At 74.0% G+C, this 23,720-nt stretch carries 24 protein-coding genes and 1 riboswitch; of the genes, 23 read left to right on the top strand and 1 reads right to left on the bottom strand.

All coding sequences use genetic code 11. The features are described from left to right. The first annotated feature begins 20 nt into the window (after positions 1-20). From ACFLFB_RS08965 to ACFLFB_RS09045, 17 genes are all read left to right on the top strand, one after another. Positions 21-656: an ANTAR domain-containing protein gene (locus ACFLFB_RS08965; protein ID WP_392545365.1), complete on the top strand. Its 636-nt coding sequence runs from the start codon at positions 21-23 to the stop codon at positions 654-656. Between the two features lie 10 nt (positions 657-666). After that, entirely contained in the window at positions 667-2,016 is a 1,350-nt protein-coding gene (gene hisD / locus ACFLFB_RS08970; RefSeq protein ID WP_392545366.1) for a histidinol dehydrogenase, read from the top strand. A 58-nt stretch (positions 2,017-2,074) separates the two neighbouring features. After that, positions 2,075-2,572, top strand: a complete 498-nt coding sequence (locus ACFLFB_RS08975; RefSeq protein ID WP_392545367.1) for a hypothetical protein — start codon at positions 2,075-2,077, stop codon at positions 2,570-2,572. Positions 2,573-2,634: 62 nt separating this feature from the next. After that, positions 2,635-2,851, top strand: a riboswitch (cobalamin riboswitch). 142 nt (positions 2,852-2,993) lie between these two features. Then, entirely contained in the window at positions 2,994-5,408 is a 2,415-nt protein-coding gene (locus tag ACFLFB_RS08980) for a ribonucleoside-diphosphate reductase subunit alpha (RefSeq protein ID WP_392545368.1), read from the top strand. Continuing rightward, a complete protein-coding gene (locus tag ACFLFB_RS08985; protein WP_392545369.1) occupies positions 5,405-6,436 on the top strand; it encodes a ribonucleotide-diphosphate reductase subunit beta in 1,032 nt (343 codons plus the stop codon). Before ACFLFB_RS08980 ends, ACFLFB_RS08985 begins: the two co-directional genes overlap by 4 nt. A gap of 101 nt (positions 6,437-6,537) precedes the next feature. Then, positions 6,538-7,665 carry a histidinol-phosphate transaminase gene (locus tag ACFLFB_RS08990; RefSeq protein WP_392545370.1) on the top strand — a complete coding sequence of 376 codons (1,128 nt, stop codon included), beginning with the start codon at positions 6,538-6,540 and terminating at the stop codon, positions 7,663-7,665. Next, positions 7,662-8,273 carry an imidazoleglycerol-phosphate dehydratase HisB gene (gene hisB / locus ACFLFB_RS08995; protein ID WP_392545371.1) on the top strand — a complete coding sequence of 204 codons (612 nt, stop codon included), beginning with the start codon at positions 7,662-7,664 and terminating at the stop codon, positions 8,271-8,273. Before ACFLFB_RS08990 ends, hisB begins: the two co-directional genes overlap by 4 nt. A gap of 3 nt (positions 8,274-8,276) precedes the next feature. Further along, positions 8,277-8,921, top strand: a complete 645-nt coding sequence (locus ACFLFB_RS09000) for a hypothetical protein (protein ID WP_392545372.1) — start codon at positions 8,277-8,279, stop codon at positions 8,919-8,921. After that, a complete protein-coding gene (gene hisH, locus ACFLFB_RS09005; RefSeq protein ID WP_392545373.1) occupies positions 8,918-9,562 on the top strand; it encodes an imidazole glycerol phosphate synthase subunit HisH in 645 nt (214 codons plus the stop codon). Before ACFLFB_RS09000 ends, hisH begins: the two co-directional genes overlap by 4 nt. Positions 9,563-9,651: 89 nt before the next feature. Further along, positions 9,652-10,401, top strand: coding sequence for a bifunctional 1-(5-phosphoribosyl)-5-((5-phosphoribosylamino)methylideneamino)imidazole-4-carboxamide isomerase/phosphoribosylanthranilate isomerase PriA (priA, locus tag ACFLFB_RS09010; RefSeq protein ID WP_392545374.1), 750 nt, complete (start codon positions 9,652-9,654; stop codon positions 10,399-10,401). Then, complete coding sequence (locus ACFLFB_RS09015; RefSeq protein ID WP_392545375.1) at positions 10,398-11,129, top strand: SseB family protein; 732 nt, start codon at positions 10,398-10,400, stop codon at positions 11,127-11,129. Before priA ends, ACFLFB_RS09015 begins: the two co-directional genes overlap by 4 nt. 272 nt (positions 11,130-11,401) lie before the next feature. Then, entirely contained in the window at positions 11,402-12,130 is a 729-nt protein-coding gene (infC, locus tag ACFLFB_RS09020; RefSeq protein ID WP_392545376.1) for a translation initiation factor IF-3, read from the top strand. A 52-nt stretch (positions 12,131-12,182) separates the two neighbouring features. Next, a complete protein-coding gene (rpmI, locus tag ACFLFB_RS09025; protein WP_392545377.1) occupies positions 12,183-12,377 on the top strand; it encodes a 50S ribosomal protein L35 in 195 nt (64 codons plus the stop codon). 45 nt (positions 12,378-12,422) lie between these two features. Further along, a complete protein-coding gene (gene rplT / locus ACFLFB_RS09030) occupies positions 12,423-12,806 on the top strand; it encodes a 50S ribosomal protein L20 (protein WP_392545378.1) in 384 nt (127 codons plus the stop codon). A gap of 11 nt (positions 12,807-12,817) precedes the next feature. Next, complete coding sequence (locus tag ACFLFB_RS09035; protein WP_392545379.1) at positions 12,818-13,624, top strand: TrmH family RNA methyltransferase; 807 nt, start codon at positions 12,818-12,820, stop codon at positions 13,622-13,624. 10 nt (positions 13,625-13,634) lie between these two features. Beyond that, complete coding sequence (locus ACFLFB_RS09040) at positions 13,635-14,702, top strand: ATP-binding protein (RefSeq protein ID WP_392541847.1); 1,068 nt, start codon at positions 13,635-13,637, stop codon at positions 14,700-14,702. A 61-nt stretch (positions 14,703-14,763) separates the two neighbouring features. Next, a complete protein-coding gene (locus ACFLFB_RS09045; protein WP_392541848.1) occupies positions 14,764-15,972 on the top strand; it encodes an MFS transporter in 1,209 nt (402 codons plus the stop codon). Here the strand turns inward: ACFLFB_RS09045 and ACFLFB_RS09050 are convergent. Beyond that, positions 15,954-16,328, bottom strand: coding sequence for a VOC family protein (locus ACFLFB_RS09050; protein ID WP_392541849.1), 375 nt, complete (start codon positions 16,326-16,328; stop codon positions 15,954-15,956). The two genes, ACFLFB_RS09045 and ACFLFB_RS09050, sit on opposite strands and share 19 nt — an antisense overlap. Before the next feature lie 205 nt (positions 16,329-16,533). On the opposite strand from ACFLFB_RS09050, the gene pheS reads away from it, so the two are divergent. The 6 genes from pheS (at position 16,534) to argJ (ending at position 23,718) form a co-directional block, all read left to right on the top strand. Beyond that, positions 16,534-17,628 carry a phenylalanine--tRNA ligase subunit alpha gene (gene pheS / locus ACFLFB_RS09055; RefSeq protein ID WP_392541850.1) on the top strand — a complete coding sequence of 365 codons (1,095 nt, stop codon included), beginning with the start codon at positions 16,534-16,536 and terminating at the stop codon, positions 17,626-17,628. Beyond that, on the top strand, positions 17,628-20,180 hold the full coding sequence (gene pheT, locus ACFLFB_RS09060; protein ID WP_392541851.1) for a phenylalanine--tRNA ligase subunit beta: 2,553 nt from the start codon (positions 17,628-17,630) through the stop codon (positions 20,178-20,180). Before pheS ends, pheT begins: the two co-directional genes overlap by 1 nt. Next, positions 20,177-20,986, top strand: a complete 810-nt coding sequence (locus ACFLFB_RS09065; protein ID WP_392541852.1) for an SDR family oxidoreductase — start codon at positions 20,177-20,179, stop codon at positions 20,984-20,986. Before pheT ends, ACFLFB_RS09065 begins: the two co-directional genes overlap by 4 nt. A gap of 130 nt (positions 20,987-21,116) precedes the next feature. Further along, a complete protein-coding gene (argC, locus tag ACFLFB_RS09070) occupies positions 21,117-22,157 on the top strand; it encodes an N-acetyl-gamma-glutamyl-phosphate reductase (protein ID WP_392541853.1) in 1,041 nt (346 codons plus the stop codon). Between the two features lie 5 nt (positions 22,158-22,162). After that, positions 22,163-22,567, top strand: coding sequence for an ACT domain-containing protein (locus tag ACFLFB_RS09075; protein WP_392545401.1), 405 nt, complete (start codon positions 22,163-22,165; stop codon positions 22,565-22,567). Then, complete coding sequence (argJ, locus tag ACFLFB_RS09080) at positions 22,567-23,718, top strand: bifunctional glutamate N-acetyltransferase/amino-acid acetyltransferase ArgJ (protein ID WP_392541854.1); 1,152 nt, start codon at positions 22,567-22,569, stop codon at positions 23,716-23,718. Before ACFLFB_RS09075 ends, argJ begins: the two co-directional genes overlap by 1 nt. Positions 23,719-23,720: the final 2 nt, after the last annotated feature.

A 23,720-nucleotide genomic window follows, 5' to 3' on the forward strand; every position in this document is an offset into this window, starting at 1 on the left:
GGACATGACATCCTGCGCCGGTGACCGAGGACCCACCCGTCTACGGGGAGTGCGAGTACGACTACGCCACGGCGTCGTGGTGGTGGTCGCCCGACGTCTACGCGGTCGCGGGGCTCGTCCCCGACGGACGCACCCCCGACGTCCAGGTCTTCGAGGCGATGCACCCGGCCGACCGGCCGGGCATCGAGCAGCGCCTCGCCCACGCCCTCGCCCACGGGCTGCCGATGTCGGGGCAGTGCCGCCTCACCGACAGCCGCGGGCGGCCGCGGGTCATCGCCTTCGTCGGCGACGTCGAGCACGACGCGGACGGCGCGCCGCTGAGGCTGCGCGGCCGGGCCTTCGACGTGACCCGCCCGACCCACGTGGTCGCCACCGAGGCGGTGACCGCCGCCACGGCCGACCGGGCCGCCATCGAGCAGGCCAAGGGCGCCCTGATGTTCGCCTACGGCGTCGACGACGCCGCCGCGTTCGGCCTCATCTCCCGGTACTCCCAGCGTTCGCACGTCAAGGTCGCCGTGGTCGCCACCCGGGTGGTGGCCGCGATGGCGCAGCCGCGCCACGGCACGGCCGACCCGACGATGCTCGAGCTCCTCGACGCCGTGGCGCCCGAGCGCGACCGCCGGACGGCCGTCGGGGGCGGGGCGGCCGAAACCTAGACTGGACGCCATGTCCGACACCACGACCGGCGTCATCCCGCGGCTCGACCTGCGCGGGCGCCGCCTCGGCCTGCGCGAGCTGCGCGCGGCGCTGCCCCGGGCCGCGTTCGACGTCGAGGCCGCCCTCGCCGCCGTCCGGCCGATCGTCGACGACGTGCGCGAGCGCGGGGCCACGGCCCTGTACGAGGCCGCCGAGCGCTTCGACGGCATCCGCCCGCCGGCGCTACGGGTGCCGGCCGACGTCATCGGGGACGCGCTGAGCACCCTCGACCCGGAGGTGCGCGTTGCCCTCGAGGAGTCCATCCGTCGGGCCCGCCTCGTCCACGCCGACCAGCGGCGGACCGACTCCACCACGACGGTCGTCGACGGTGGCACCGTCACCGAGCGGTGGGTGCCGGTCGACCGGGTCGGCCTCTACGTGCCCGGCGGGCTGGCGGTCTACCCCAGCAGCGTCGTGATGAACGTCGTACCGGCCCAGCTGGCCGACGTCCCGAGCCTGGCCGTCGCGAGCCCGCCGCAGCGCGACCACGGCGGCTGGCCGCACCCGACCATCCTCGCCGCGTGCGCCCTCCTCGGGGTCGACGAGGTGTGGGCGATGGGCGGCGCCCAGGCCGTGGCCGCCTTCGCCCTCGGCGTCGACGACGGCGACGATACCTGCGACCCGGTCAGCCTCGTCACCGGCCCCGGCAACATCTACGTCGCGGCCGCCAAGCGCCTCCTCAAGGGCGTCATCGGCATCGACGCCGAGGCCGGACCCACCGAGATCGCCGTGCTCGCCGACGGCTCCGCCGACGCCGAGCACGTCGCCTCCGACCTCGTGTCGCAGGCCGAGCACGACCCCCTCGCCGCCGCCGTGCTCGTCACCGACAGCGCTGACCTGGCCGACGCCGTCGAGGACGCGCTGGTGCGCCGGGTCGCGGCCACGAAGCACACCGAGCGGGTGGCCACCGCGCTGGCGGGCACCCAGTCGGCGATCGTCCTCGTCGACGACCTCGACGCCGGCCTCGACCTCGTCAACGCCTACGCGGCCGAGCACCTGGAGATCCAGACCCGCGACGCCGCGGCGGTGGCGGCGCGCGTGCGCAACGCCGGCGCCGTGTTCGTCGGCCCGTGGTCGCCGGTGAGCCTGGGCGACTACTGCGCGGGCTCGAACCACGTGCTGCCCACCGGCGGGTGCGCCTGCCACAGCAGTGGCCTGTCGGTGCAGTCGTTCCTGCGCGGCATCCACGTGGTCACGTACTCCGAGGACGCCCTGCGCGACGTCGGGGGACACGTCGTCACCCTGGCCCGCGCCGAGGACCTGCCGGCCCACGGCGAGGCCGTCCTCGCCCGCCACCCGGAGGTCGACCCGCGGGGCTGACCTGCGACGCCGTCGCCGGACCTGCGGGCGCCGGTGGCTCTCGGTAGCGTCGACGCCCATGGTCGACGAGGCAGCACGCACGAGGACGACCACCGGACCGTGGGTGCTCGCACCCCTGCCGGGGCCACCCCCTCCTGACCTCGCACCGGTTCGCGTGGTCACCGCGGTCCTGCTCGTCATCTCCGCGGTCGTCACCGTCGCCACCTCCTTCCCCGAGGGCGTGGGCTCGACGGTGGTGCGGGTGGCGTTCGTGTCCCTCTGGCTGTCGCTGCCGTGGCTCGCGACCGAGGGCGTCACCCACCTCGCCGTGCGCTCCGGCGCCGCCGGCACCGTCGTCCGGCTCGCCTCCGGGGCCGCGTGGGTGGGCGCCTGCGCCCTGTGGGGCGGCCTGACGCCCGTGCTGCTGGGCGACGGCGTGGACCCGGGCTGGGGGTTGGCCGGGGGTGCGGTCGGGGGGTCGCTGCTCGTCGTCACCGCCCGCCTGGCCGGGCGGCGTCGGGCGGTTCCCCGGCCCGAGGAGGCCGCCCACCTGCGCGGCCCCTTCCTCGACCACTGACACCGCGGCGCGGCCGACACGCCACACCATGTGGGTCCCACGCGCTGTCGGGACCCCCACATATGGTGTGCCTTGCAGCTGGTCCACCGACCGTCCGTCAGGGCGGGCGGTGGGGCAAGAGGGAACCCGGTGAGAGTCCGGGACTGCCCCGCAGCGGTGAGTGGGAACGACCCCCGTCACGAGAGCACTGGGTCCGCGAGGACCTGGGAAGCGACGGGCAGTAGGAGGCGCGAGCCACGCCCACGAGTCCGAAGACCTGCCAGTCGCGCCGCACCCGCCCGGGTGCGGCATCTCCACGGTCGCGCGGGTCGGCCGACGGGAGCTGGTGGGTCACGGGTGTCGGTCGCCGACGCCTCGTCCCGCCGTCCCTCGTCACCCCTCGCGCGCTCGCGGAGCACATCGAGCTCGCGAGGAGAGAGCAATGACGACCACCACCGAGGCAGCGCCTCCGGACACCACGGGCGCGACCGCCACCCGCACGGTGATGCAGGTCCGCAAGCGCAACGGCGACCCCGAGCGGGTCGACGTCAACAAGATCGTCCGCGCCGTCGACCGGGTCAGCGACGGCCTGCCCGAGGTCGACCCGCTGCGGGTCGCGACCCGCACCATCAGCGGCCTGTACGACGGCGCCACGACCGCCGAGCTCGACCGGCTGTCGATCCAGACCGCCGCAGAGCTCATCGGCGAGGAGCCCGAGTACTCACGCCTGGCCGCCCGGCTGCTCGCGGGCTACGTCGACAAGGAGGTCCGCGGCCACGGTGTCGCGTCGTTCAGCCAGTCGATCGCGCTCGGGCACGCCGAGGGCCTCATCGGCGACGCCACGGCCGCCTTCGTCGCGGCCAACCACGTCAAGCTCGACGTCGCCGTGGACCCGACCAACGACCGGCGCTTCGAGTACTTCGGCCTGCGCACCGTCGTCGACCGCTACCTGCTGCGCCACCCCACGACGCGCCTGGTCCTGGAGACCCCGCAGTACTTCCTGCTGCGCGTCGCCTGCGGCCTGGCCCACACGCCGCGCGAGGCCATCGACCTCTACCGCCTGATGGCGAGCCTGGCCTACCTGCCGAGCAGCCCCACCCTGTTCAACTCCGGCACCCGGCACACCCAGATGTCGTCGTGCTACCTCGTCGACAGCCCCCGTGACGAGCTCGACTCGATCTACGAGCGCTACCAGCAGGTGGCCCGCCTGTCGAAGTTCGCCGGCGGCATCGGCATCGCCTTCTCCCGGGTCCGGGGCCGCGGCGCCCTCATCCGCGGGACCAACGGCACGAGCAACGGCATCGTCCCGTGGCTGCGCACCCTCGACTCCTCGGTGGCCGCCGTCAACCAGGGCGGCCGCCGCAAGGGCGCGGCGTGCGTCTACCTCGAGCCCTGGCACCCCGACATCGAGGAGTTCCTCGAGCTGCGCGACAACACCGGCGAGGACGCCCGGCGCGCCCACAACCTCAACCTCGCCAACTGGCTGCCCGACGAGTTCCTGCGCCGCGTCGAGGCCGACGAGGTCTGGAGCCTCGTCGACCCCAGCGAGGTCCCCGAGCTCGTCGACCTCTGGGGCGAGGACTTCGACCGCGCCTACCGCGCCGCCGAGCGCGACGGCCGCGTCGTGCGCCAGGTCCGTGCCCGCGACCTCTGGGGCCGGATGATGCGCACCCTGGCCCAGACCGGCAACGGGTGGATGACCTTCAAGGACGCCTCCAACCGCGCGTGCAACCAGACCGCCGTGCCCGGCAACGTCGTGCACCTGTCGAACCTGTGCACCGAGATCATCGAGGTGAGCAGCGACGAGGAGACGGCCGTGTGCAACCTCGGCTCGGTCAACCTCAACAGCCACCTCACCGCCGACGGCACGGCGCTGGACTGGGAGCGGCTGCGCACCACCGTGCGCACCGCCGTCACCTACCTCGACCGCGTCATCGACATCAACTACTACCCGAGCGAGGAGGCCGCCCGCTCCAACCCGCGCTGGCGCCCGGTCGGGCTGGGGTACATGGGGCTGCAGGACGTGCTGTTCCGGCTGCGCCTGCCGTTCGACTCGGCGGAGGCGCAGGCCCTCTCGACCCGCATCGCGGAGGAGGTGCAGCTGGCCGCGCTCGAGCGCTCGGCCGAGCTGGCCGAGGAGCTGGGTGCCCACCCCGCGTTCGCCGACACCCGCGCGGCGCGCGGGGTCCTCCACCTCGACCACTTCGAGACCTCGCCCACCCAGCCGGCCCGCTGGGCCGCGCTGCGCGAGAGGGTCGCCCGCACCGGGCTGCGCAACTCGCTGCTCGTCGCCATCGCGCCGACCGCGACGATCGCCTCGATCGCCGGCTGCGGTGAGTGCATCGAGCCCCAGGTCTCCAACCTGTTCAAGCGCGAGACGCTGTCGGGGGAGTTCCTCCAGGTCAACGGTCACCTCGTGCGCGAGCTGAAGTCGCGCGGCCTGTGGACCGCCGAGACCCGCGACGCCGTCAAGCGCGCCGAGGGCTCGGTCGCCGGCGTCACGGCGCTGCCGGAGGACGTGCGGCACCTTTTCCGCACGGCCTGGGAGCTGCCGCAGCGCGCCCTCATCGCGATGGCCGCGGCACGCCAGCCGTACATCGACCAGAGCCAGTCGCTCAACCTGTTCATGGCGAGCCCGACCATCGGCAAGCTCAGCTCGATGTACCTCCACGCGTGGAAGTCCGGGCTGAAGACGACGTACTACCTCCGCTCGCGCCCCGCGACGCGGATCCAGCAGGCCACCGTCACCCAGCAGGCGCAGGCCGCGCCCGCCCTGCCGATGGCCGCCACCCCGTCCGACGAGGACGCGCTCGCGTGCTCCCTCGAGAACCCCGAGAGCTGCGAGGCCTGCCAGTGAGCGCCCTGACCGCCGTCCCCGACACCGACGCCCTCCTCCTCGACCCGGGGATGAGCCTGACCCTGCGGCCGATGCGGTACCCGCACTTCTACGACCGGTACCGCGACGCCATCAAGAACACGTGGACGGTCGAGGAGGTCGACCTGCACAGCGACCTCGCCGACCTGCGCAAGCTCAGCGCGGCCGAGAGGCACCTCGTCGCGCGGCTCGTGGCGTTCTTCGCCACGGGCGACACGATCGTGGCGAACAACCTCGTGCTCAACCTCTACACGCACGTCAACGCGCCCGAGGCCCGGCTCTACCTGTCGCGCCAGCTGTTCGAGGAGGCGGTGCACGTGCAGTTCTACCTGACCCTGCTCGACACCTACGTCCCCGACGAGGCCGAGCGGCACGAGGCGTTCGCGGCGGTGGAGAACATCCCTTCCATCAAGGCCAAGGCCGACTTCTGCTTCCGGTGGATCGACTCCCTGTCCGAGCTGCGCAGCCTGGAGAGCGCGGCCGACCGCCGCGCGTTCCTGCTCAACCTCGTCTGCTTCGCCGCCTGCATCGAGGGCCTGTTCTTCTACGGCGCCTTCGCCTACGTGTACTTCCTGCGCTCGCGGGGGCTGCTCAACGGGCTGGCGTCGGGGACCAACTGGGTCTTCCGCGACGAGTCGATGCACATGGCGTTCGCGTTCGACGTCATCGACACCGCCCGCGAGGAGGAGCCCGACCTCGTCGACGACGACTTCGCGGCGACGGTGCGGCAGATGATGACCGAGGCGGTCGACGCCGAGGCGCAGTTCGCGCAGGACCTGCTCGGCGGGGGAGTGGCGGGGCTCTCCAGCGCCGACATGCGCACCTACCTCGAGCACGTCGCCGACCGGCGGCTCGAGCGGCTCGGCTTCCCGGCCGTGTACGGGTCGCGCAACCCGCTCGCGTTCATGGAGCTGCAGGACGTCCAGGAGCTCTCGAACTTCTTCGAGCGGCGGGTCTCGGCCTACCAGGTGGGGGTCACCGGCGCGGTGACCTTCGACGACGACTTCTGAGCCGTCCCCCGGTGGGTCCCGACGGGGTCGGTCGCGTGGTGGTGTCTCCGCCCGTGACCGGCCCCGTCGGCGTCCCCGGCCCCCGAAATAGACTTCGCCGCATGGACCCCCGCACGACCGTCGAGGCGATGCTGCGCCCGGACCTGCGCGGGCGGACCGCGTACGGCGCTCCGCAGCTCGACGTCCCCGTCGCGCTCAACACCAACGAGAACTCCTACCCGGTGCCCCCGGTCGTCGTCGAGGCCATCGCCGACGCCGTGCGCGCGGTGGCCGCCGGCCTCAACCGGTACCCCGACCGCGAGTTCACGGCCCTGCGCACGGCCCTGGCCGCCTACCTGTCGCGCAGCGGCACGCCTGTCGGGCCCGGGGCGGTGTGGGCGGGCAACGGGTCGAACGAGGTCCTGCTCCACCTGCTCCAGGCGTTCGGCGGGCCGGGGCGCACGGCGCTCGGCTTCACCCCGGCCTACTCCATGCACCCGATCATCACGACGACGACCGGCACGACGTGGGTCGACGGCCTGCGCGGTGTCGAGGGCGCGGGCGCGTTCGACCTCGACGTCGCCTCCGCCGTGGCGCAGGTGCGCGCCCACCGGCCCGACGTCGTCTTCCTCTGCTCGCCGAACAACCCGACGGGCACCGCGCTCGGCCTCGACGTCGTGGTGGCCGTGCACGACGCCGCGCCCGACGCGCTCGTCGTCGTCGACGAGGCGTACGCGGAGTTCGCCCGACCCGGCACGCCCAGCGCCCTCACCCTGCTCGCCGGGCGGCCTCGGCTCGTCGTCACGCGCACCATGTCGAAGGCGTTCGCGCTGGCCGGGGGCCGCCTGGGCTACCTCGCGGCCGACCCCGCCGTCACCGACGCGCTGCGCCTCGTGCGGATGCCGTACCACCTGTCCACGCAGACCCAGGCCGTCGCGCTGGCCGCGCTGGAGCACGCCGACCTCATGCTCGAGACGGTCGGCGCCATCAAGGAGCAGCGCGACCGGCTGGTGTCCGGACTCACCGCGCTCGGCCTCGACCCGGTGCCCAGCGACGCCAACTTCGTCCTCTTCGGCACGCTCGAGGACGCCCGCGCGACGTGGCAGGAGCTCCTCGACCGGGGAGTCCTCGTCCGGGACGTGGGCATTCCCCACTATCTTCGTGTCACGGCGGGCACCCCCGAGGAGACGACGCGCTTCCTCGAGGCGGTCGCCGCCGCCGTCCCGACCCGTACAGGAGCCGCTCCGTGAGCACCGACGCCCACCGCACCGCCACCGTGCGCCGCGGCACGTCCGAGAGCACCGTGGAGGTGACCGTCGACCTCGACGGCACCGGCCGCGGTGACGTCAGCACCGGCGTCCCCTTCTACGACCACATGCTCCTGTCGCTCGCGAAGCACTCGCTCATCGACCTCACCGTCTCGGCCACCGGCGACACGCACGTCGACGCGCACCACAGCGTCGAGGACGTGGCGATCGTCCTCGGGCAGGCCGTCCGCGAGGCGCTCGGCGACAAGAGCGGCATCGCGCGCTTCGGCGACGCCACCGTCCCGCTCGACGAGGCGCTCGTCCAGGCCGTCGTCGACGTCGCGGGCCGTCCCTACTGCGTCCACGAGGGCGAGCCGGCGGGCCAGGAGTACGTCGTCATCGGCGGCCACTACGTCGGCTCGCTGACCCGCCACGTCCTGGAGTCCTTCGCCTTCCACGCCCAGATCGCCCTGCACGTGCGCGTGCTCTCCGGACGCGACCCGCACCACGTCGTCGAGGCCCAGTTCAAGGCGCTCGCCCGGGCGCTGCGCTCCGCCGTCGCCCGCGACCCGCGCGTCGAGGGCATCCCGAGCGCGAAGGGCGCGCTCTAGCCCGTGGGTGCGGACCCGCGGTCGGGAGCCGGGCACGGGCTCGTGCTCGTGCGCCGGTCGCCCGCATCGGTCTCGCGCTGGCTGCGCCGCGGCCTGGTGTCGGTCACCGTCGCCCCCTACGGGGCATGGACCGGCATCACCCTCGCCGACGAGCGTGCCCGCAGCGCGGCGCCGTACGACGTCGGGCTCGAGGTGCTCGCGGCGCGGCCGACGCCGTGGCGGGCGCGCCCCTCCATCGGGCTGTTCGACGTCCACGGTCGCGCGGCGATCTCGGTGCACCCGTCGGGGCCGCGGTCACGCCACCAGTGGGTCGTGTGGGAGCCGCGGCGCGGGGTCGTCGAGACGCCCGACCTGGCCCGCCTGCGCCTCACCACGCTGCTCTCGGCTGCGGGGGCCGACGGACGGGTGCGCGAGGAGGCGCTGGCCGAGGTGCTGCGCTCGGGCCACGGCACGCCCATCGACCTCCTCGTCACCGTCATCGGTCTGCTCGGCCTGCCCGGTAAGGAGCTGCTGCTGCGCGGAGACGCCCCCGGCGCCACCGACGTCGAGCCCTCGGTGCGCGGCGTGCTCGCCTTCGACCGGCTCGTCGCCGAGGACGCCTCGCACCGCGCCGACACCGAGCGGCTCGCCGACGGAGGTCGCCGGTGACCGCTCGTCGCGTCGTCGTCCTCGACTACGGCAGCGGGAACGTCCGCAGTGCCGTGCGCGCCCTCGAGCACGTCGGCGCCGAGGTGACCCTCACGGCCGACCACGAGGCCGCCCTGGCCGCCGACGGGCTCTTCGTGCCCGGGGTGGGCAACTTCCACGCGTGCATGGCCGGGCTCGTCGCCGCCGACGGCCCGCGCCTCATCGACGCCCGGCTCGCGGGCGGCCGCCCGGTGCTCGGGGTCTGCGTGGGGATGCAGGTGCTCTTCGAGGGGTCCACCGAGCCGAGCCTCATGCCGATCGAGGGCGTGGGGGAGTGGCCGGGCCTGGTGTCGCGGCTCCTCGCGCCCGTCGTGCCGCACATGGGCTGGTCGACGGTCGAGGTGCCGGAGACGTCGGTGCTCTTCGACGGCATCCGCGACGAGCGCTTCTACTTCGTCCACTCCTACGCGGCCCACACCTGGGACCTCGCGCCGCCGGAGGGTCCCTTCGCGGCCGTCACGCCGAAGGTCACCTGGGCCACGCACGGCGAGCGGTTCGTCGCCGCCGTCGAGAACGGGCCCCTCTCGGCGACCCAGTTCCACCCCGAGAAGTCCGGCGAGGCCGGCCTGGCACTCCTGCGCAACTGGGTCGCCTCCCTCTGACCCGAGGACCGGACCGGATGACGTGCGCCGCCGGGCGTTCGGCAGACTTGGGGCGATCCGCCACACGCCGACCCCGGAGGACCCACCCCGTGAGCGAGAACGCCACCGACAGCCCGCGCCTGGAGCTGCTGCCCGCCGTCGACGTCGTCGAGGGGCGCGCCGTGCAGCTCGTGCAGGGCGTCGCCGGCACCGGCGGCGAGTTCGGCGACCCGCTCGAGGCGGCCCTGGCGTGGCAGGAGCAGGGCGCCGAGTGGCTCCACCTCGTCGACCTCGACGCCGCCTTCGGCCGGGGCTCGAACGCCGAGCTGCTCGCCGACATCGTCGGGCGCCTCGACATCAAGGTCGAGATGAGCGGCGGCATCCGCGACGCCGCGTCCCTCGAGCGCGCCCTGGCCAACGGCTGCCGTCGGGTCAACCTCGGCACCGCGGCGCTGGAGGACCCCGAGTGGACCGCCCGCGCCATCGCCGAGCACGGTGACCGGGTGGCCGTGGGCCTCGACGTGCGCGGCACGACCCTCGCCGCCCGCGGCTGGACCTCCGAGGGTGGCGACCTCTGGGAGACCCTCGAGCGCCTCGACCGCGAGGGCTGCGCGCGCTACGTCGTCACCGACGTCGCCAAGGACGGCATGCTCCAGGGCCCCAACCTCCCGCTGCTGCGCGACGTCTGCGCCCGCACCGACCGTCCGGTCGTCGCGTCCGGCGGGGTCTCGACCCTCGAGGACGTCGCCGCCATCCGCACCCTCGTCGGCGAGGGCGTCGAGGGCGCCATCATCGGCTCGGCCCTGTACCGCGGCGCCTTCACCCTCGCGCAGGCCCTCGACGTCGCGGGCCGCCCGTGACGCGGCCGCCGGCCGACTCGGCCGCGGTGCCGTGGGCGGGGCGTGACCTCAGCCCCAGCGGGTTCGAGGCCGACACGGGCGCGGCCGATGACGCGCTGCGGGCCCTCCTCGCCGACCCCACCACCGACGACGCCACCCTGATGGCCGCCGTCGAGGCCGCCCGCTTCGTCGTGCCGATCGTCGCCGAGCCCACCGAGGTCGACGACACCGGCGACCTCACGGTCGAGAAGCAGGTCGACATGGCCGCGGTCACCCTCGTCGCCCCCGACGGCCAGCGCGCCCTGCCCGTCTTCACCGGCACCGACGCCCTCGCCGCCTGGGACCCCGACGCGAGGCCCGTGCCGGTCACCCCGGCCCGCGCCGGCCAGGCCGCCGTCCAGGAACGCTGCGACGTCGTCGTCGTCGACGTCGCCGGCCCCGTCACCCGCGTGCTGCGCCCGTCGATGGTGTGGGCGCTCGCCCAGCAGCGCCCGTGGCTGCCGCCCCACACCGACCCCTTCGTCGCCAGGGGCGTCGAGGACGCCACCGCGGAAGAGCCCCACGTCCTCATCACCGACGTCGAGGAGGGCCAGCCCACCGGACAGGGCGTGCTCGGCGTCGTGCTCCACCTGACCCCCGGGCTGGCACCGGAGGAGGTCCGCGCCGTGGCCACCCGCGTGGGGGAGCGCCTCGCCTCCGACGGCGAGCTGCGCGCCCGCATCGACGGCCTGGCCTTCCGCATCGTCTGACGGCGATTTCGGCAGGGAGCGCCCCGCTGGTAGCCTTGTGCGTTGACCGGCCGTCCTTCACGGGACGGTGTGCAAGAGAAGCCCTGCTTCCACCCGCGTCGACCACTCAGGTCGCCGGGTCCGACGAGGTCCGCGACGCGATGTCGTGTCAGCCCGCGAGGGTCTGGCGACGCCATCGGGTGGTGGTTCCCGGACGGATCGGATCAGCAGGCTCCTCACGCACGTGGCGTGAGGAGCCTTTCTTCGTGCCGCGGGTCGGGTCCCATTTTCTGGTGAAGGAGAAGCACATCAGCGAGCCACGCATCAACGACCGCATCCGGGTTCCCGAGGTGCGGTTGGTCGGGCCGAACGGCGAGCAGGTCGGCATCGTCCGCGTCGAGGACGCTCTCCGCCTCGCGGCGGAGGCCGATCTCGACCTCGTCGAGGTCGCCCCGATGGCCAAGCCGCCGGTCGCCAAGCTCATGGACTTCGGCAAGTACAAGTACGAAGCCGCCATGAAGGCCCGTGAGGCACGCAAGAACCAGGTCAACACGGTCATCAAGGAGATCAAGCTCCGCCCGAAGATCGACCCGCACGACTACGGCACGAAGAAGGGCCACGTCGAGCGGTTCCTCAAGGGCGGTGACAAGGTCAAGGTGACGATCATGTTCCGCGGCCGTGAGCAGAGCCGTCCCGAGCTGGGCTACCGGCTCCTGCAGCGTCTGGCCGAGGACATCCTCGAGCTGGGCGTCGTGGAGTCCTCGCCCAAGCAGGACGGCCGCAACATGGTCATGGTGATCGCTCCGACCAAGAAGAAGGCCCAGGCGATGGCCGAGCAGCGCCGCCGCCGCGACGAGGCCTCCTCCACCGGTCACGACGACGCAGGCACGGACGAGGGCTTCGAGTCCTCCGAGTACGACGAGGTCCTCGAGCACGACGAGACCCTCGAGCAGCACGAGGTCGAGGAGACCACGCCGGTCACCGAGACCGAGCCGGTCGCCGAGACCGAGCCGACGGCCTGACGCCGGCGGCCCCCGAACGCCAGCACCACCGAACCACAAGGAGATCGGCACCATGCCGAAGAACAAGACGCACAGCGGCAGCAAGAAGCGTTTCCGGGTCACCGGGAGCGGCAAGATCATGCGCGAGCAGGCCGGTCACGTCCACAAGTTCCACGAGAAGACCCCGCAGAAGGCCCGCGCGCTGTCCAAGGACATCCTGGTCTCCAAGGGCGACCTCAAGAAGGTCAAGAAGCTCCTCGGCCGCTGAGCCGACCCTCCCCCCGATCGACGCAACACAGCAAGGAGTACTCACGTGGCACGCGTGAAGCGGGCGGTCAACGCCCAGAAGAAGCGCCGGGTCGTTCTCGAGCGCGCCAGCGGCTACCGCGGTCAGCGTTCGCGCCTGTACCGCAAGGCCAAGGAGCAGGTCCAGCACAGCCTCGGCTACGCCTACCGCGACCGCCGGGCCCGCAAGGGCGACTTCCGTCGCCTCTGGATCCAGCGGATCAACGCCGCGGCGCGCCAGAACGGCATGACCTACAACCGGTTCATCCAGGGCCTGAAGGTCGCCGAGATCGAGGTCGACCGTCGCATGCTCGCCGAGCTCGCGGTCAACGACGCCGCCGCGTTCACCGCGCTCGTCGAGATCTCGAAGGCGAACCAGCCGGCTCGCGAGCCCGCCAAGGCCTCCGCCTGAGCAACCCGGTGATGGACAACCCCCGGTCCGACCGGGTCCGGTCCGTCTCGTCGCTGTCGAAGCGGTCGGTGCGCACGCGCACCGGCCGCTTCGCCGTCGAGGGACCCCAGGGTGTGCGCGAGGCGGTGCGCCACGCGCCGGCCCGCGTCCGCGACGTCTACCTCACGGCCGAGGCGCTCGACCGGTACGCCGACGACATCGTCGCCCCCGCGCGCGCCGCCGCTCTCTGGGTGCACGAGGTGACCCCGGAGGTCCTCGCCGCCATGGCCGAGACCGACGCCCCGCAGGGGGTGCTCGCCGTCGTCGACACCACGAGCCCGAGCCTCGACGACGTCCTCGCCGCCGGTCCGCGGCTGCTCGTGCTGCTCAGCCACGTCCGCGACCCCGGCAACGCGGGCACCGTCATCCGCGGTGCCGACGCGGCCGGCGCCGACGCCGTCCTCGTGAGCGAGGCGTCGGTCGACGTCCACTCCTCGAAGGTCGTGCGCTCCACCGCCGGCTCGCTGTTCCACCTGCCCGTCGTCACCGGCCTGGACGTCGCGGCGACCCTCGCGCGGCTGCGCGGGGCGGGCGTGCGCACCTACGCCGCCGACGGGTCCGGCACCACGCTGCTCCCCGATGCCGACCTCACCGGACCGCACTGCTGGGTCATGGGCAACGAGGCGTGGGGACTGCCCGACGAGGTCCGCGACGCGTGCGACGACGTCGTCCGGGTGCCGATCCACGGCCTGGCGGAGTCCCTCAACCTCGCGATGGCCGCCACCATCTGCCTGTACGCCTCGGCGGGCCGACGCGAGGACTGGGCCGCCGACGGGTAACCTGCGGCGCATGGCGCCTCGGTTCAGGGTCCCCGACGACCTGGCCGCACACGGCCTGGAGTTCATCCCCGACGGTCTCGTCGCGGCCATCGGCCCCGACGCCGAGGTCCGGTTCATGAACTCCCGGGCCGAGCGCATCACCGGCATCCCGGCCGCCGAGGCCCTGGGCAAGGACCTGCGCGAGGCACTGCCCTTCCAGGACCTCGAGGGGGCCTCGTGGTGGGACCTTGCCAACCCGTGGCACGGCCTGGACACCCGCACCGGCCACCGCGAGCGGCTCCTCGTCCTGCCCACCGGGCGCGAGGTGCTCGTCACCGCCAAGTACGTGCGCGAGGGGCCGGGCGAGCCGGTGCGCGCCGTCGTGCTGGGCATGCGTGATGCCGAGGCCCGCCGCCGCGCGGAGCAGGAGAGCGCCGCGCTGCTCACCGCCGTCGCCCACGAGCTGCGCTCCCCGCTGACCGGCGTCAAGGGGTTCTCGTCGACGCTGCTGCGCAACTGGGACCGGTTCACCGACGACCAGAAGCGCCTCATGCTCGAGACGATCGAGGCCGACGCCGACCGCGTCACCCGGCTCATCACCGAGCTGCTCGACACCGCCCGCATCAACGTCGGCCGCCTCACCGTGCACGCCCAGCCGCTCGCCCTCCTCCCGCGCCTCGAGGCGCAGGTGGAGCGTCGCGTCGTGGCCGGGGCCGACCGCGGGCAGTTCGTCATCGATGTCCCCGAGGACATCACCGTGCTGTGGGCCGACCCCGACCGCCTCGAGCAGGTCGTGGCCAACCTCGTCGAGAACGCCCTGCGCCACGGCCGGGGCACCGTGACGATCGAGGCGCGACGCACCGTCCACGACGGGGAGCCGGCGGTCGACCTCATGGTGTCCGACGACGGTGAGGGCATCCGCCCCGAGCACCGCGAGCTCGTCTTCTCGCGCTTCTGGCAGGCCGGGGCCAAGCACGGCACCGGCCTCGGGCTCTACCTCGTGCGCGGCCTGGTCGAGGCCCACGGCGGCACGGTGCGGGCCGAGTCGGCGCCCGGCGGCGGCGCGCTGATGCGGGCCACCTTCCCCGACCACGAGTAGCCGCCCACCCGTCGGGGAAACCCGGTGGGCCGGTGTCGGTGCGGGCTGGAAGAGTGGACCGGTGCCCGCCGTCGACCTCGCCCCCTACCGCCGTGCCCTCACCAACCGGCCGCTGCGCACCGCCCTCGTGCTCGGCACGCTCGTGCGCGGGCCGATCTTCGCCAGTGGGCTGCTGCTCACCGTGCACGTCGTCAGCACGCTCGGTCGCACCTACGCCGAAGCGGGGCTCGTCAGCGCCGCCGCGACCATCGCGATCGCCGTGTCGGGTCCCTGGCGTGGTCGGCTCCTCGACCGGCTGGGCCTGCGCCGCGTCGTCCTCCCGTCGGTCCTCGTCGCGCTCGGCTGCTGGTCGGTCGCCCCGTTCGTCGGGTACCTGCCGCTGCTCGTGCTCGCCGTGGTGGCGGGGCTCTTCGTCATCCCGACCTTCTCGGTGATCCGCCAGGCCGTCATCGCCGCGGTGCCCGACACCGACCGGCGCAGCGCCATCTCCCTCGACGCGGCCGCCATCGAGCTGTCGTTCATGATCGTGCCCGCCCTCGCGGTCTGGGCCGCGTCGCAGTGGCCGAGCTCGTGGGTCCTGTTCGTCACCCAGATGCTCGGCGTCGCCGGGGGCGTGGCGCTGTACGTGGTGAACCCGCCGATGCGCCACGTCGACGAGGAGGTCACGGCACCCGGAACGGTGGCCTTCCGCTCGTGGTTCGGCTGGCGGTTCGTGGCCGTGCTCCTCACGGCGGCCGCCACGACCGTGGTCCTCTTCGGCACCGACCTCGGGGTCGTCGCCGTGATGCGTGAGGCGGGGACCCCGGCGCAGATCGGCGTCGTGCTGGCGCTGTGGGGCTTCGGCTCCCTGGTGGGCGGACTGCTCTACGGCGCCCTGCACCGCCCCATCCCGGCGGCCTGGCTGCTCGCCGGCCTCGCCCTCGTCACCGCGCCGATGGCGCTCGCCCACACCACGCTGACCCTCTCGGCGCTCGCCCTCGTGGCCGGTCTGCTCTGCGCGCCGACCATCACCGCGACGATCGACCAGGCGAGCCGGGCGGTGCCGCCCGCCGTGCGCGGCGAGGCGATGGGGTGGCACGGCTCCGCGATGACCGCGGGCGGTGCCGTGGGCGCTCCGCTGGCCGGGTTCGCCATCGACCAGGGCGGGGGCGGCGCCGGGTTCGTCACCGTCGCAGTCGTCGGCCTGGTCGTGGCGCTGCTCGGGGTCGGGGCGTCCGGAGCGCTGCGGCGGTCGCGCACCGAGCGCGGGGCTCAGGCGTCGCCGGTGTGACACACCGCCTCGACGTTGTTGCCGTCGGGGTCGCGGACGAACGCGCCGAAGTACCGCTCGTGGTACTCGGGCCAGAGGCGCGGCTCGTGGAGGACCTCGGCGCCGTGCGCCACCGCGGTCTCGAACCAGCGGCGCACCGCGCCGGCGTCGGCGGCGACGAAGCCGACGTGCACCTCGCGGTTGGGGCCGGTGGCCGCGTCCCCGCCGGAGATCCAGAAGTCCGGCGACGTGGTGCCGTAGCCGATGGCGACGCCGACGTCCATGACGCGGCGGTGACCCAGCTCGGCGAGGACGGCGTCGTAGAAGCGGGCGCTGGCGTCGAGGTCGGCGCAGTTGATACCGAAGTGATCGATCATGGCGGCGACGCTACGCTCGGGGTGTGACACCGGCGACGCGTCGATTTACCGGGCCCTCGGGCCCGGAGCTCCGCGTGCACTGACCGCGGACCGACCACGGCGACACCGCCGTCCACCACCGCGCCCGGGGGCCCCACCTGCCCCGACCCCGCCGCCCGCGCCCACCTAGACTCGGGCGCGCCCGACCCCTCGCGAAGTGGACACCATGTCAGGACCCAACACCAGCTACGACCCCGTCGAGGTCGCCGCCCTCGACCCGCAGGCCATCGACGCCGCCGTCGAGGAGGCCCTCGCGGCGGCCGCCGCGGCCACGAGCCTCGACGCGCTCAAGGCCGTGCGCAGCGCCCACCAGGGGGACAGGAGCCCGCTCGCGCTGGCCAACCGCGAGATCGGCGCGCTGCCCCCGAGCGCCAAGGCCGAGGCCGGCAAGCGGGTCGGCCAGGCCCGCGGCCGGGTCGCCCAGGCCCTCGCCGCCCGCCAGGCCGAGCTCGAGGCCGAGCGCGACGAGCGCATCCTCACCGAGGAGGCGCTCGACGTCACGCTGCCCACCGGTCGCCGCCCACTCGGCCGGCGCCACCCCATCGAGCTGATGAGCCAGCGCATCGCCGACCTCTTCGTCGGCATGGGCTGGGAGATCGCCGAGGGCCCGGAGATCGAGGCGGAGTGGTTCAACTTCGACGCCCTCAACTTCGACGCCGACCACCCGGCGCGGCAGATGCAGGACACCTTCTACGTCGACCCGCCCGAGGACGGCCTCGTGCTGCGCACCCACACCTCCCCGGTGCAGGCGCGCACCCTGCTCGAGCGCGGCGTCCCCGTCTACGTCGCGGCCATCGGGCGCGTCTTCCGCACCGACGAGCTCGACGCCACGCACATGCCCGCGTTCCACCAGGTCGAGGGCCTGGCGGTCGACGAGGGCATCACCATGGCCCACCTCAAGGGCACCCTCGACCGCCTCGCGGCCGAGCTGTTCGGCGAGGGCATCACCACGCGCCTGCGCCCGTCGTTCTTCCCGTTCACCGAGCCGAGCGCGGAGATGGACCTGCGCTGCTTCGTCTGCCGCGGTGAGGACCCCGACTGCCGCACCTGCAAGGGCACCGGCTGGATCGAGTGGGGCGGCTGCGGGATGGTCAACCGCAACGTGCTGACGGCCTGTGGCGTCGACCCCGACCGCTACACGGGGTTCGCGTTCGGGATGGGGATCGACCGCGCCCTGATGTTCCGCACGGGGGTCAGCGACATGCGGGACATGATCGAGGGTGACGTGCGCTTCGACGCGCAGTTCGGGATGGAGATCTGATGCGCGTTCCCGTCGACTGGCTGCGCGAGTACGTCGCGGTGCCCCCGGACGCGACCGGCGAGGCCATCGCGGCCGCCCTCGTCGCCGTCGGGCTGGAGGAGGAGGGGCTGCACACCGGTGGGGTCACCGGCCCGCTCGTGGTCGGCCGCGTCCTCACCCGCGAGCCCGAGCCGCAGAAGAACGGCAAGACGATCAACTGGTGCACCGTCGACGTCGGCGACGCCAACGGCACGGGGGAGCCCCAGGGCATCGTCTGCGGTGCGCACAACTTCGAGGCCGGCGACTTCGTCGTCGTCATCCTCCCCGGTGGTGTCCTCACCACCCCGCAGGGCCCGCTGCGGGTGTCGGCGCGCAAGACCTACGGCCACGTCTCGGCCGGGATGATCTGCTCCGAGCGCGAGCTCGGCCTCGGCGACGACCACGACGGCATCCTCGTGCTGACCCGGCGCTTCGCCGGTGACGACGAGGCGCTGGCGCGGCTCGTCCCCGGCACCGACGCCCTGCCGCTGCTGGGGCTCGACCGCGAGACCGTCGAGGTCAACGTCACCCCCGACCGCGGGTACTGCTTCTCGGTGCGCGGCGTCGCCCGCGAGTACGGGCACGCCACCGGTGCCGAGTTCACCGACCCGGCCCTCGCGCTGGCGGCCAGGGCACCCGAGCCCACCGACGGCGGGTTCCCCGTCGAGCTGCGCGACGACGCCCCCATCCGCGACCGCGACGGGTGCGACCGCTACGTGGCCCGCGTGGTGCGCGGCATCGACGTCTCCGCCCCCACCCCGCGCTGGATGGCGACGCGCCTCACCGAGGCGGGCATGCGGCCCATCTCGCTGCCGGTCGACGTCACCAACTACGTGATGCTGGGGCTGGGCCAGCCGCTGCACGCCTTCGACCTCGAGCGCCTCGAGGCGCCGATCGTCGTCCGGCGCGCCCGGGCGGGGGAGAAGATCACCACGCTCGACGACGCCGCCCGCGCCCTCGACACCGGCGACCTCCTCATCACCGACCGCGGTGGCGAGCGACCCGTCGCCATCGCCGGCGTCATGGGCGGCGCCGAGACCGAGGTCGGGGCGTCGACGCGCGACGTCCTCATCGAGGCCGCGCACTTCGAGCCGGTGTCGGTCGCGCGCTCGGCCCGTCGCCACAAGCTGCCGTCCGAGGCCTCGCGCCGCTTCGAGCGCGGGGTCGACCCGCAGCTCGCCGCGGCCGCCGCCCAGCTGGCCGTCGACCTCCTCGTCGAGCACGGGGGCGGCGTCGCCGACCCCGAGGTCACCGACGTCGGGTCGCCGCGGGCGGCTGCGCCGATCACGATGGCGCTCGGCTTCCCGGGGCGCATCGTCGGCATCGCGTACGAGCCCGACGAGGTCACCTCGATCCTCGTGTCGATCGGCTGCGCCGTCGACCGCGACGGCGACGAGATCGTCGTGACGCCGCCGTCGTGGCGGCCCGACCTCACCACCGCCGAGGACCTCGTCGAGGAGGTCGCCCGCATCCACGGCTACGACCGCATCCCGTCGGTCCTGCCCACCCCGCCCGGGGGCGCCGGCCTCACGCACGCCCAGCGCGTGCGTCGGGTCGTCGCCGGCACCCTGGCCGGCCAGGGCCTGTCGGAGGTCTGGGGTGCACCGTTCGTCGGCGCCGACCGGTACGCCGCGCTGGGCCTCGACGTCGACGCCGAGCTCGCGCGCTCGGTCCGGCTGGCCAACCCGCTGTCCGACGAGCAGCCGCTGATGCGGACCCGCCTCCTTGCGACGATGGTCGACGCCCTGCGCCGCAACGTCGCCCGCGGCTCGCGCGACGTCGGGATCTTCGAGCTCGGCCTCGTCGTCGACCTCGAGGGCGAGCAGCGTTCAGCGCCCACCGAGGACGTCGGCGTGCGCCCGTCCGACGAGGTGCTCTCCGCCATCCGCGCCGCCGTGCCGGCCCAGCCGCGCCACGTCGGGTTCCTGCTCGCGGGCGACCGCGACCGGGCCGGCTGGTGGGGCGCCGGGCGGGGAGCAGACGTCAGCGACGTGCTCGAGATCGTCCGTGCCCTCGGCGACGCCCTCGCGGTGCAGCTCTCGACGACGGCCGACACCGCCCCGCCGTTCCACCCGGGCCGCTGCGCCCGCGTCACGCTGGTCGACGGCACCCTCGTCGGCCACGTCGGTGAGCTGCACCCCAAGGTCGTGGCGACCCTCGGGCTGCCGGCCCGCACCGTGGGGGGCGAGCTCGACCTCGACGTCCTCACCCGTGCGGCCGAGCCGACCGTGCAGGCCCGCACCCTCGTCACCTTCCCGATGGCGCAGAGCGACGTCGCGCTCGTCGTCGACGAGCCCGTGCCGGCGGCGGCCGTGGAGTCCGCGCTGCGGGCCGGTGCGGGGGAGACCCTGGAGTCGGTCGCCCTGTTCGACGTCTACCGCGGCGACCAGGTGGGCGAGGGCCGCAAGTCCCTCGCGTACCGGCTCACCTTCCGCGCCCCCGACCGCACGCTGACCACCGACGAGGTGAGTGCCCTGCGCGACGCCGCCGCGGCCTCGGCCGGCTCGGCGGTCGGCGCCGTCCAGCGCACGTGAGCGAGCCCGCCGACGTCCCGGTCGACGACGAGGGCGACGTGGCGCCGGAGCCCGAGGTCGAGGGCGGCCGCGGCGGTCACCCCGTCGCGGTCGTCACCGGTGCCTCCCGCGGCATCGGGCGGTACGTCGCCCTCGCGCTCGAGGACGCGGGCTGGCTCGTCGAGCGCGGGTCCACCGCCGTCGCGCCGGTCACCGACCGGGCGGCGGTGGAGGCGTGGGTCGCCGAGATCGTCGAGCGGCAGGGGCGCATCGACCTCCTCGTCAACAACGCCGGCGTCGTCGACCTCGAGGTCGACCTCCTCGAGTCCGATCCCGAGGACTGGTGGCGCTGCGTCGAGGTCGACGTCCTCGGGCCCTACCTGATGACGCGCGCCGTCGTCCCGCACATGGTCGCCGCCGGGGGAGGGCGGGTCGTCAACGTCAACACCGGTGCGGCCCAGCGTCCCTCGCGGTCGATGAGCGCCTACTCCGTGGCCAAGACCGCGCTGGCCCGGCTCACCGGCGCCACGCACCTCGCCGGCTGGGAGCACGGCGTTCGGGCCTTCGACCTCATGCCGGGCATCGTGCGCACGGACATGACCGAGGGCATGGAGTTCCACGCGGGTCGCACCGAGTGGACCGACCCGTCGGAGGTCACCGACCTCGTCCTCGCGCTGGCGTCGGGGGACCTCGACGACTGGTCCAGCCGGTTCGTGCGCGCCGGGGCCGACACCCCGGCCTCGCTCGCGGCTCGTGCCGAGGCGGGTCTGGGCGCCACGGAGCGGACCCTCGTCCTCGAGCTCGGAGCCGACGACCCCCTCGCCTGACCCCGACTCATTGCGCAACAGCCACCTGAACGGGGCTCCTGAGGGGCCGTCGCGGTGGGTGGAGCGCAATCAGTCGGGGTGAGGTCTGCGCGGTGTGCATGGAATCGCAGAACTCTGTATGATCATGCAGATGAAGAGAGTCGCGGTCGCCGGAGCGAGCGGGTACGCCGGGGGTGAGGTCGTGCGCCTCCTGCTCCAGCACCCCGAGCTGGAGGTCGGCGCGCTCACCGCGTCCTCGAACGCGGGCCAGGAGCTCGGCAGCATCCACCCGCACCTGACGCCGCTGGCCGACCGGGTCCTGCAGGACACCACGCCCGAGGTCCTCGCCGGCCACGACGCCGTCGTCCTCGCCCTCCCGCACGGCCACTCGGCCGCCCTGGCGGCGCAGCTCGGGGACGACGTGGTCGTCATCGACTGCGGCGCCGACTTCCGCCTGCGCGGCGCCGACGCCTGGACGGCCTTCTACGACACCGCCTACGCCGGGGCCTGGCCCTACGGCCTTCCCGAGCTGCCCGTCGCAGGGGGACGCCAGCGAGCCGCCCTCGAGGGAGCCCGCCACGTCGCCGTCCCCGGCTGCTACCCCACGGCCGTCTCGCTGGCCCTGGCGCCCGGCCTCGTCGCCGGGGTCGTGCAGGCCGACGACATCACCGTCGTCGCCGCCTCGGGCACGTCCGGGGCGGGCAAGTCGCTCAAGCCACACCTGCTCGGCGCCGAGGTCATGGGCGCGATGTCCCCGTACGGCGTCGGCGGCGTGCACCGGCACACCCCCGAGATCGAGCAGAACCTCACCGCCGCCGGGGCCGGCGACGTCACCGTGTCGTTCACCCCGACCCTCGCCCCGATGCCGCGCGGCATCCTCGCCACGTGCACCGCCCGGGTCGTGCCCGGTACGAGCGCCGCCGCGGTCCGCGAGGCGTGGACGAACGCCTACGCCGACGAGCCCTTCGTCCACGTCCTGCCCGAGGGTCGCTGGCCCAGCACCGGCAGCGTCCTGGGCAGCAACAGCGTCCACCTCCAGGTCGTCCTCGACGAGCGGGTCGGCCGGGTCGTCGTCGTGGCGGCCGTCGACAACCTCACCAAGGGCACCGCGGGGGCCGCGGTCCAGTGCCTGAACATCGCCCTCGGCCTGCCCGAGTCCCTCGGCCTCCCCGTCGCGGGGGTGGCCCCGTGACCGCCATGCCCCGCCACCTCATGGAGCACCCGGAGGACGTGGCCATCGTCCGCCTCCCCGGCGGCGAGGACCCCGGGTTCGACTGGACCGCAGGCCCGTTCGCGTCCCTGACCCGCACGCCCGACGAGACGTCCATCGTCTGCCTCGCCGCGGCCGTCCCCGCCGGCTCCCGCACCGAGGGGCCGTTCCGCGTGGTCGAGGTCGCCGGGCCGCTCGCGTTCGGCGCCGCCGGCATCTTCGCCGAGGTGCTCCAGCCCCTGGTCGACGCGCAGATCTCCGTCCTCGGCTTCTCGACGTTCGACACCGACTGGGTCCTCGTGCCCCGCGACGACGCCGACGCCGCGACCGCCGCCTGGCGCCGCGCCGGGATGTTCGTGACCCCCACCTCGCTCACCGGAGGCAGCCGCTGATGTCCGTCACCACCCCCCGCGGCTTCCGCGCGTCCGGCGTCACCGCAGGCCTCAAGGCCTCCGGCCGTCCCGACGTCGCCCTCGTCGTCAACGACGGCCCCGACCGGCACGCCGCCGCGGTGTTCACGAGCAACCGCGTCGAGGCCGCGCCCGTGACCTGGTCGCGCCAGGTCGTCGCCGACGGCGAGGTCGCTGCCGTCGTCCTCAACAGCGGTGGGGCGAACGCCTGCACGGGCGCCCCCGGGTTCCAGGACACGCACACCACGGCCGAGCACGTGGCCGGTCTCCTCGGGACCTCGGCCGGCGACGTCGTCGTGTGCTCCACCGGGCTCATCGGTGAGCGGCTGCCGATGCACCTCCTCCTCCCCGGCGTCGACGCCGCCGCGGCCGCGCTCACCGCCGACGGCGGGCCCTCGGCCGCCGAGGCGATCATGACGACCGACACGCTGCCCAAGGTCGCCGCGGCCCACGGGGACGGCTGGTCGGTGGGCGGCATGGCCAAGGGCGCCGGCATGCTCGCCCCGGCCCTGGCCACGATGCTCGTCGTCGTCACCACCGACGCCGTGGTCGACCCGTCGGTCCTCGACGGCGTGCTGCGCGACGCCACCGCCGTGACCTTCGACCGCGTCGACTCCGACGGCTGCATGTCGACCAACGACACCGTCGTCCTCCTGGTTTCGGGAGCCTCCGGCGTCGAGGTCGCGGCCGACGACCTGCGCGCCGCCGTCACCGACGTGTGCGCCGACCTCGCCCGCCAGCTCGTCGCCGACGCCGAGGGCGCCCACCACGACATCGCCGTCGAGGTCGTGAACGCCGCGAGCCTCGACGACGCCCTCGAGGCCGCCCGCTCGGTGGCCCGCAACAACCTGTTCAAGTGCGCCGTCTTCGGCAACGACCCCAACTGGGGGCGCGTCCTCGCGGCCGTCGGCACCACGGGAGCCGCCTTCGACCCGAGCACCCTCGACGTCTCGATGAACGGGGTGCAGGTCTGCCGGGCCGGGGGAGTGGGCGAGGACCGCACCCTCGTCGACCTCTCCGCGCGCGAGGTGCACGTCGTGATCGACCTCCACGCCGGCGACACCTCGGCCACGGTCTGGACCAACGACCTCACCCACGACTACGTCCACGAGAACTCCGCCTACTCCACCTGAGG

Source organism: Oryzobacter telluris (assembly GCF_043099285.1).
GTDB lineage: Bacteria > Actinomycetota > Actinomycetes > Actinomycetales > Dermatophilaceae > Oryzobacter > Oryzobacter telluris.

What these genes read in the sequence shown, in the direction of transcription:
- hisD (WP_392545366.1), top strand. Translation starts at nt 667, where the DNA reads ATGTCCGACACCACGACCGGCGTCATCCCGCGGCTCGACCTGCGCGGG.
- ACFLFB_RS08975 (WP_392545367.1), top strand. Translation starts at nt 2,075, where the DNA reads ATGGTCGACGAGGCAGCACGCACGAGGACGACCACCGGACCGTGGGTG.
- ACFLFB_RS08980 (WP_392545368.1), top strand. Translation starts at nt 2,994, where the DNA reads ATGACGACCACCACCGAGGCAGCGCCTCCGGACACCACGGGCGCGACC.
- ACFLFB_RS08990 (WP_392545370.1), top strand. Translation starts at nt 6,538, where the DNA reads ATGGACCCCCGCACGACCGTCGAGGCGATGCTGCGCCCGGACCTGCGC.
- rpmI (WP_392545377.1), top strand. Translation starts at nt 12,183, where the DNA reads ATGCCGAAGAACAAGACGCACAGCGGCAGCAAGAAGCGTTTCCGGGTC.
- ACFLFB_RS09035 (WP_392545379.1), top strand. Translation starts at nt 12,818, where the DNA reads ATGGACAACCCCCGGTCCGACCGGGTCCGGTCCGTCTCGTCGCTGTCG.
- ACFLFB_RS09040 (WP_392541847.1), top strand. Translation starts at nt 13,635, where the DNA reads ATGGCGCCTCGGTTCAGGGTCCCCGACGACCTGGCCGCACACGGCCTG.
- ACFLFB_RS09050 (WP_392541849.1), bottom strand. Translation starts at nt 16,328, where the DNA reads ATGATCGATCACTTCGGTATCAACTGCGCCGACCTCGACGCCAGCGCC.
- pheS (WP_392541850.1), top strand. Translation starts at nt 16,534, where the DNA reads ATGTCAGGACCCAACACCAGCTACGACCCCGTCGAGGTCGCCGCCCTC.
- pheT (WP_392541851.1), top strand. Translation starts at nt 17,628, where the DNA reads ATGCGCGTTCCCGTCGACTGGCTGCGCGAGTACGTCGCGGTGCCCCCG.
- argC (WP_392541853.1), top strand. Translation starts at nt 21,117, where the DNA reads ATGAAGAGAGTCGCGGTCGCCGGAGCGAGCGGGTACGCCGGGGGTGAG.
- ACFLFB_RS09075 (WP_392545401.1), top strand. Translation starts at nt 22,163, where the DNA reads ATGCCCCGCCACCTCATGGAGCACCCGGAGGACGTGGCCATCGTCCGC.
- argJ (WP_392541854.1), top strand. Translation starts at nt 22,567, where the DNA reads ATGTCCGTCACCACCCCCCGCGGCTTCCGCGCGTCCGGCGTCACCGCA.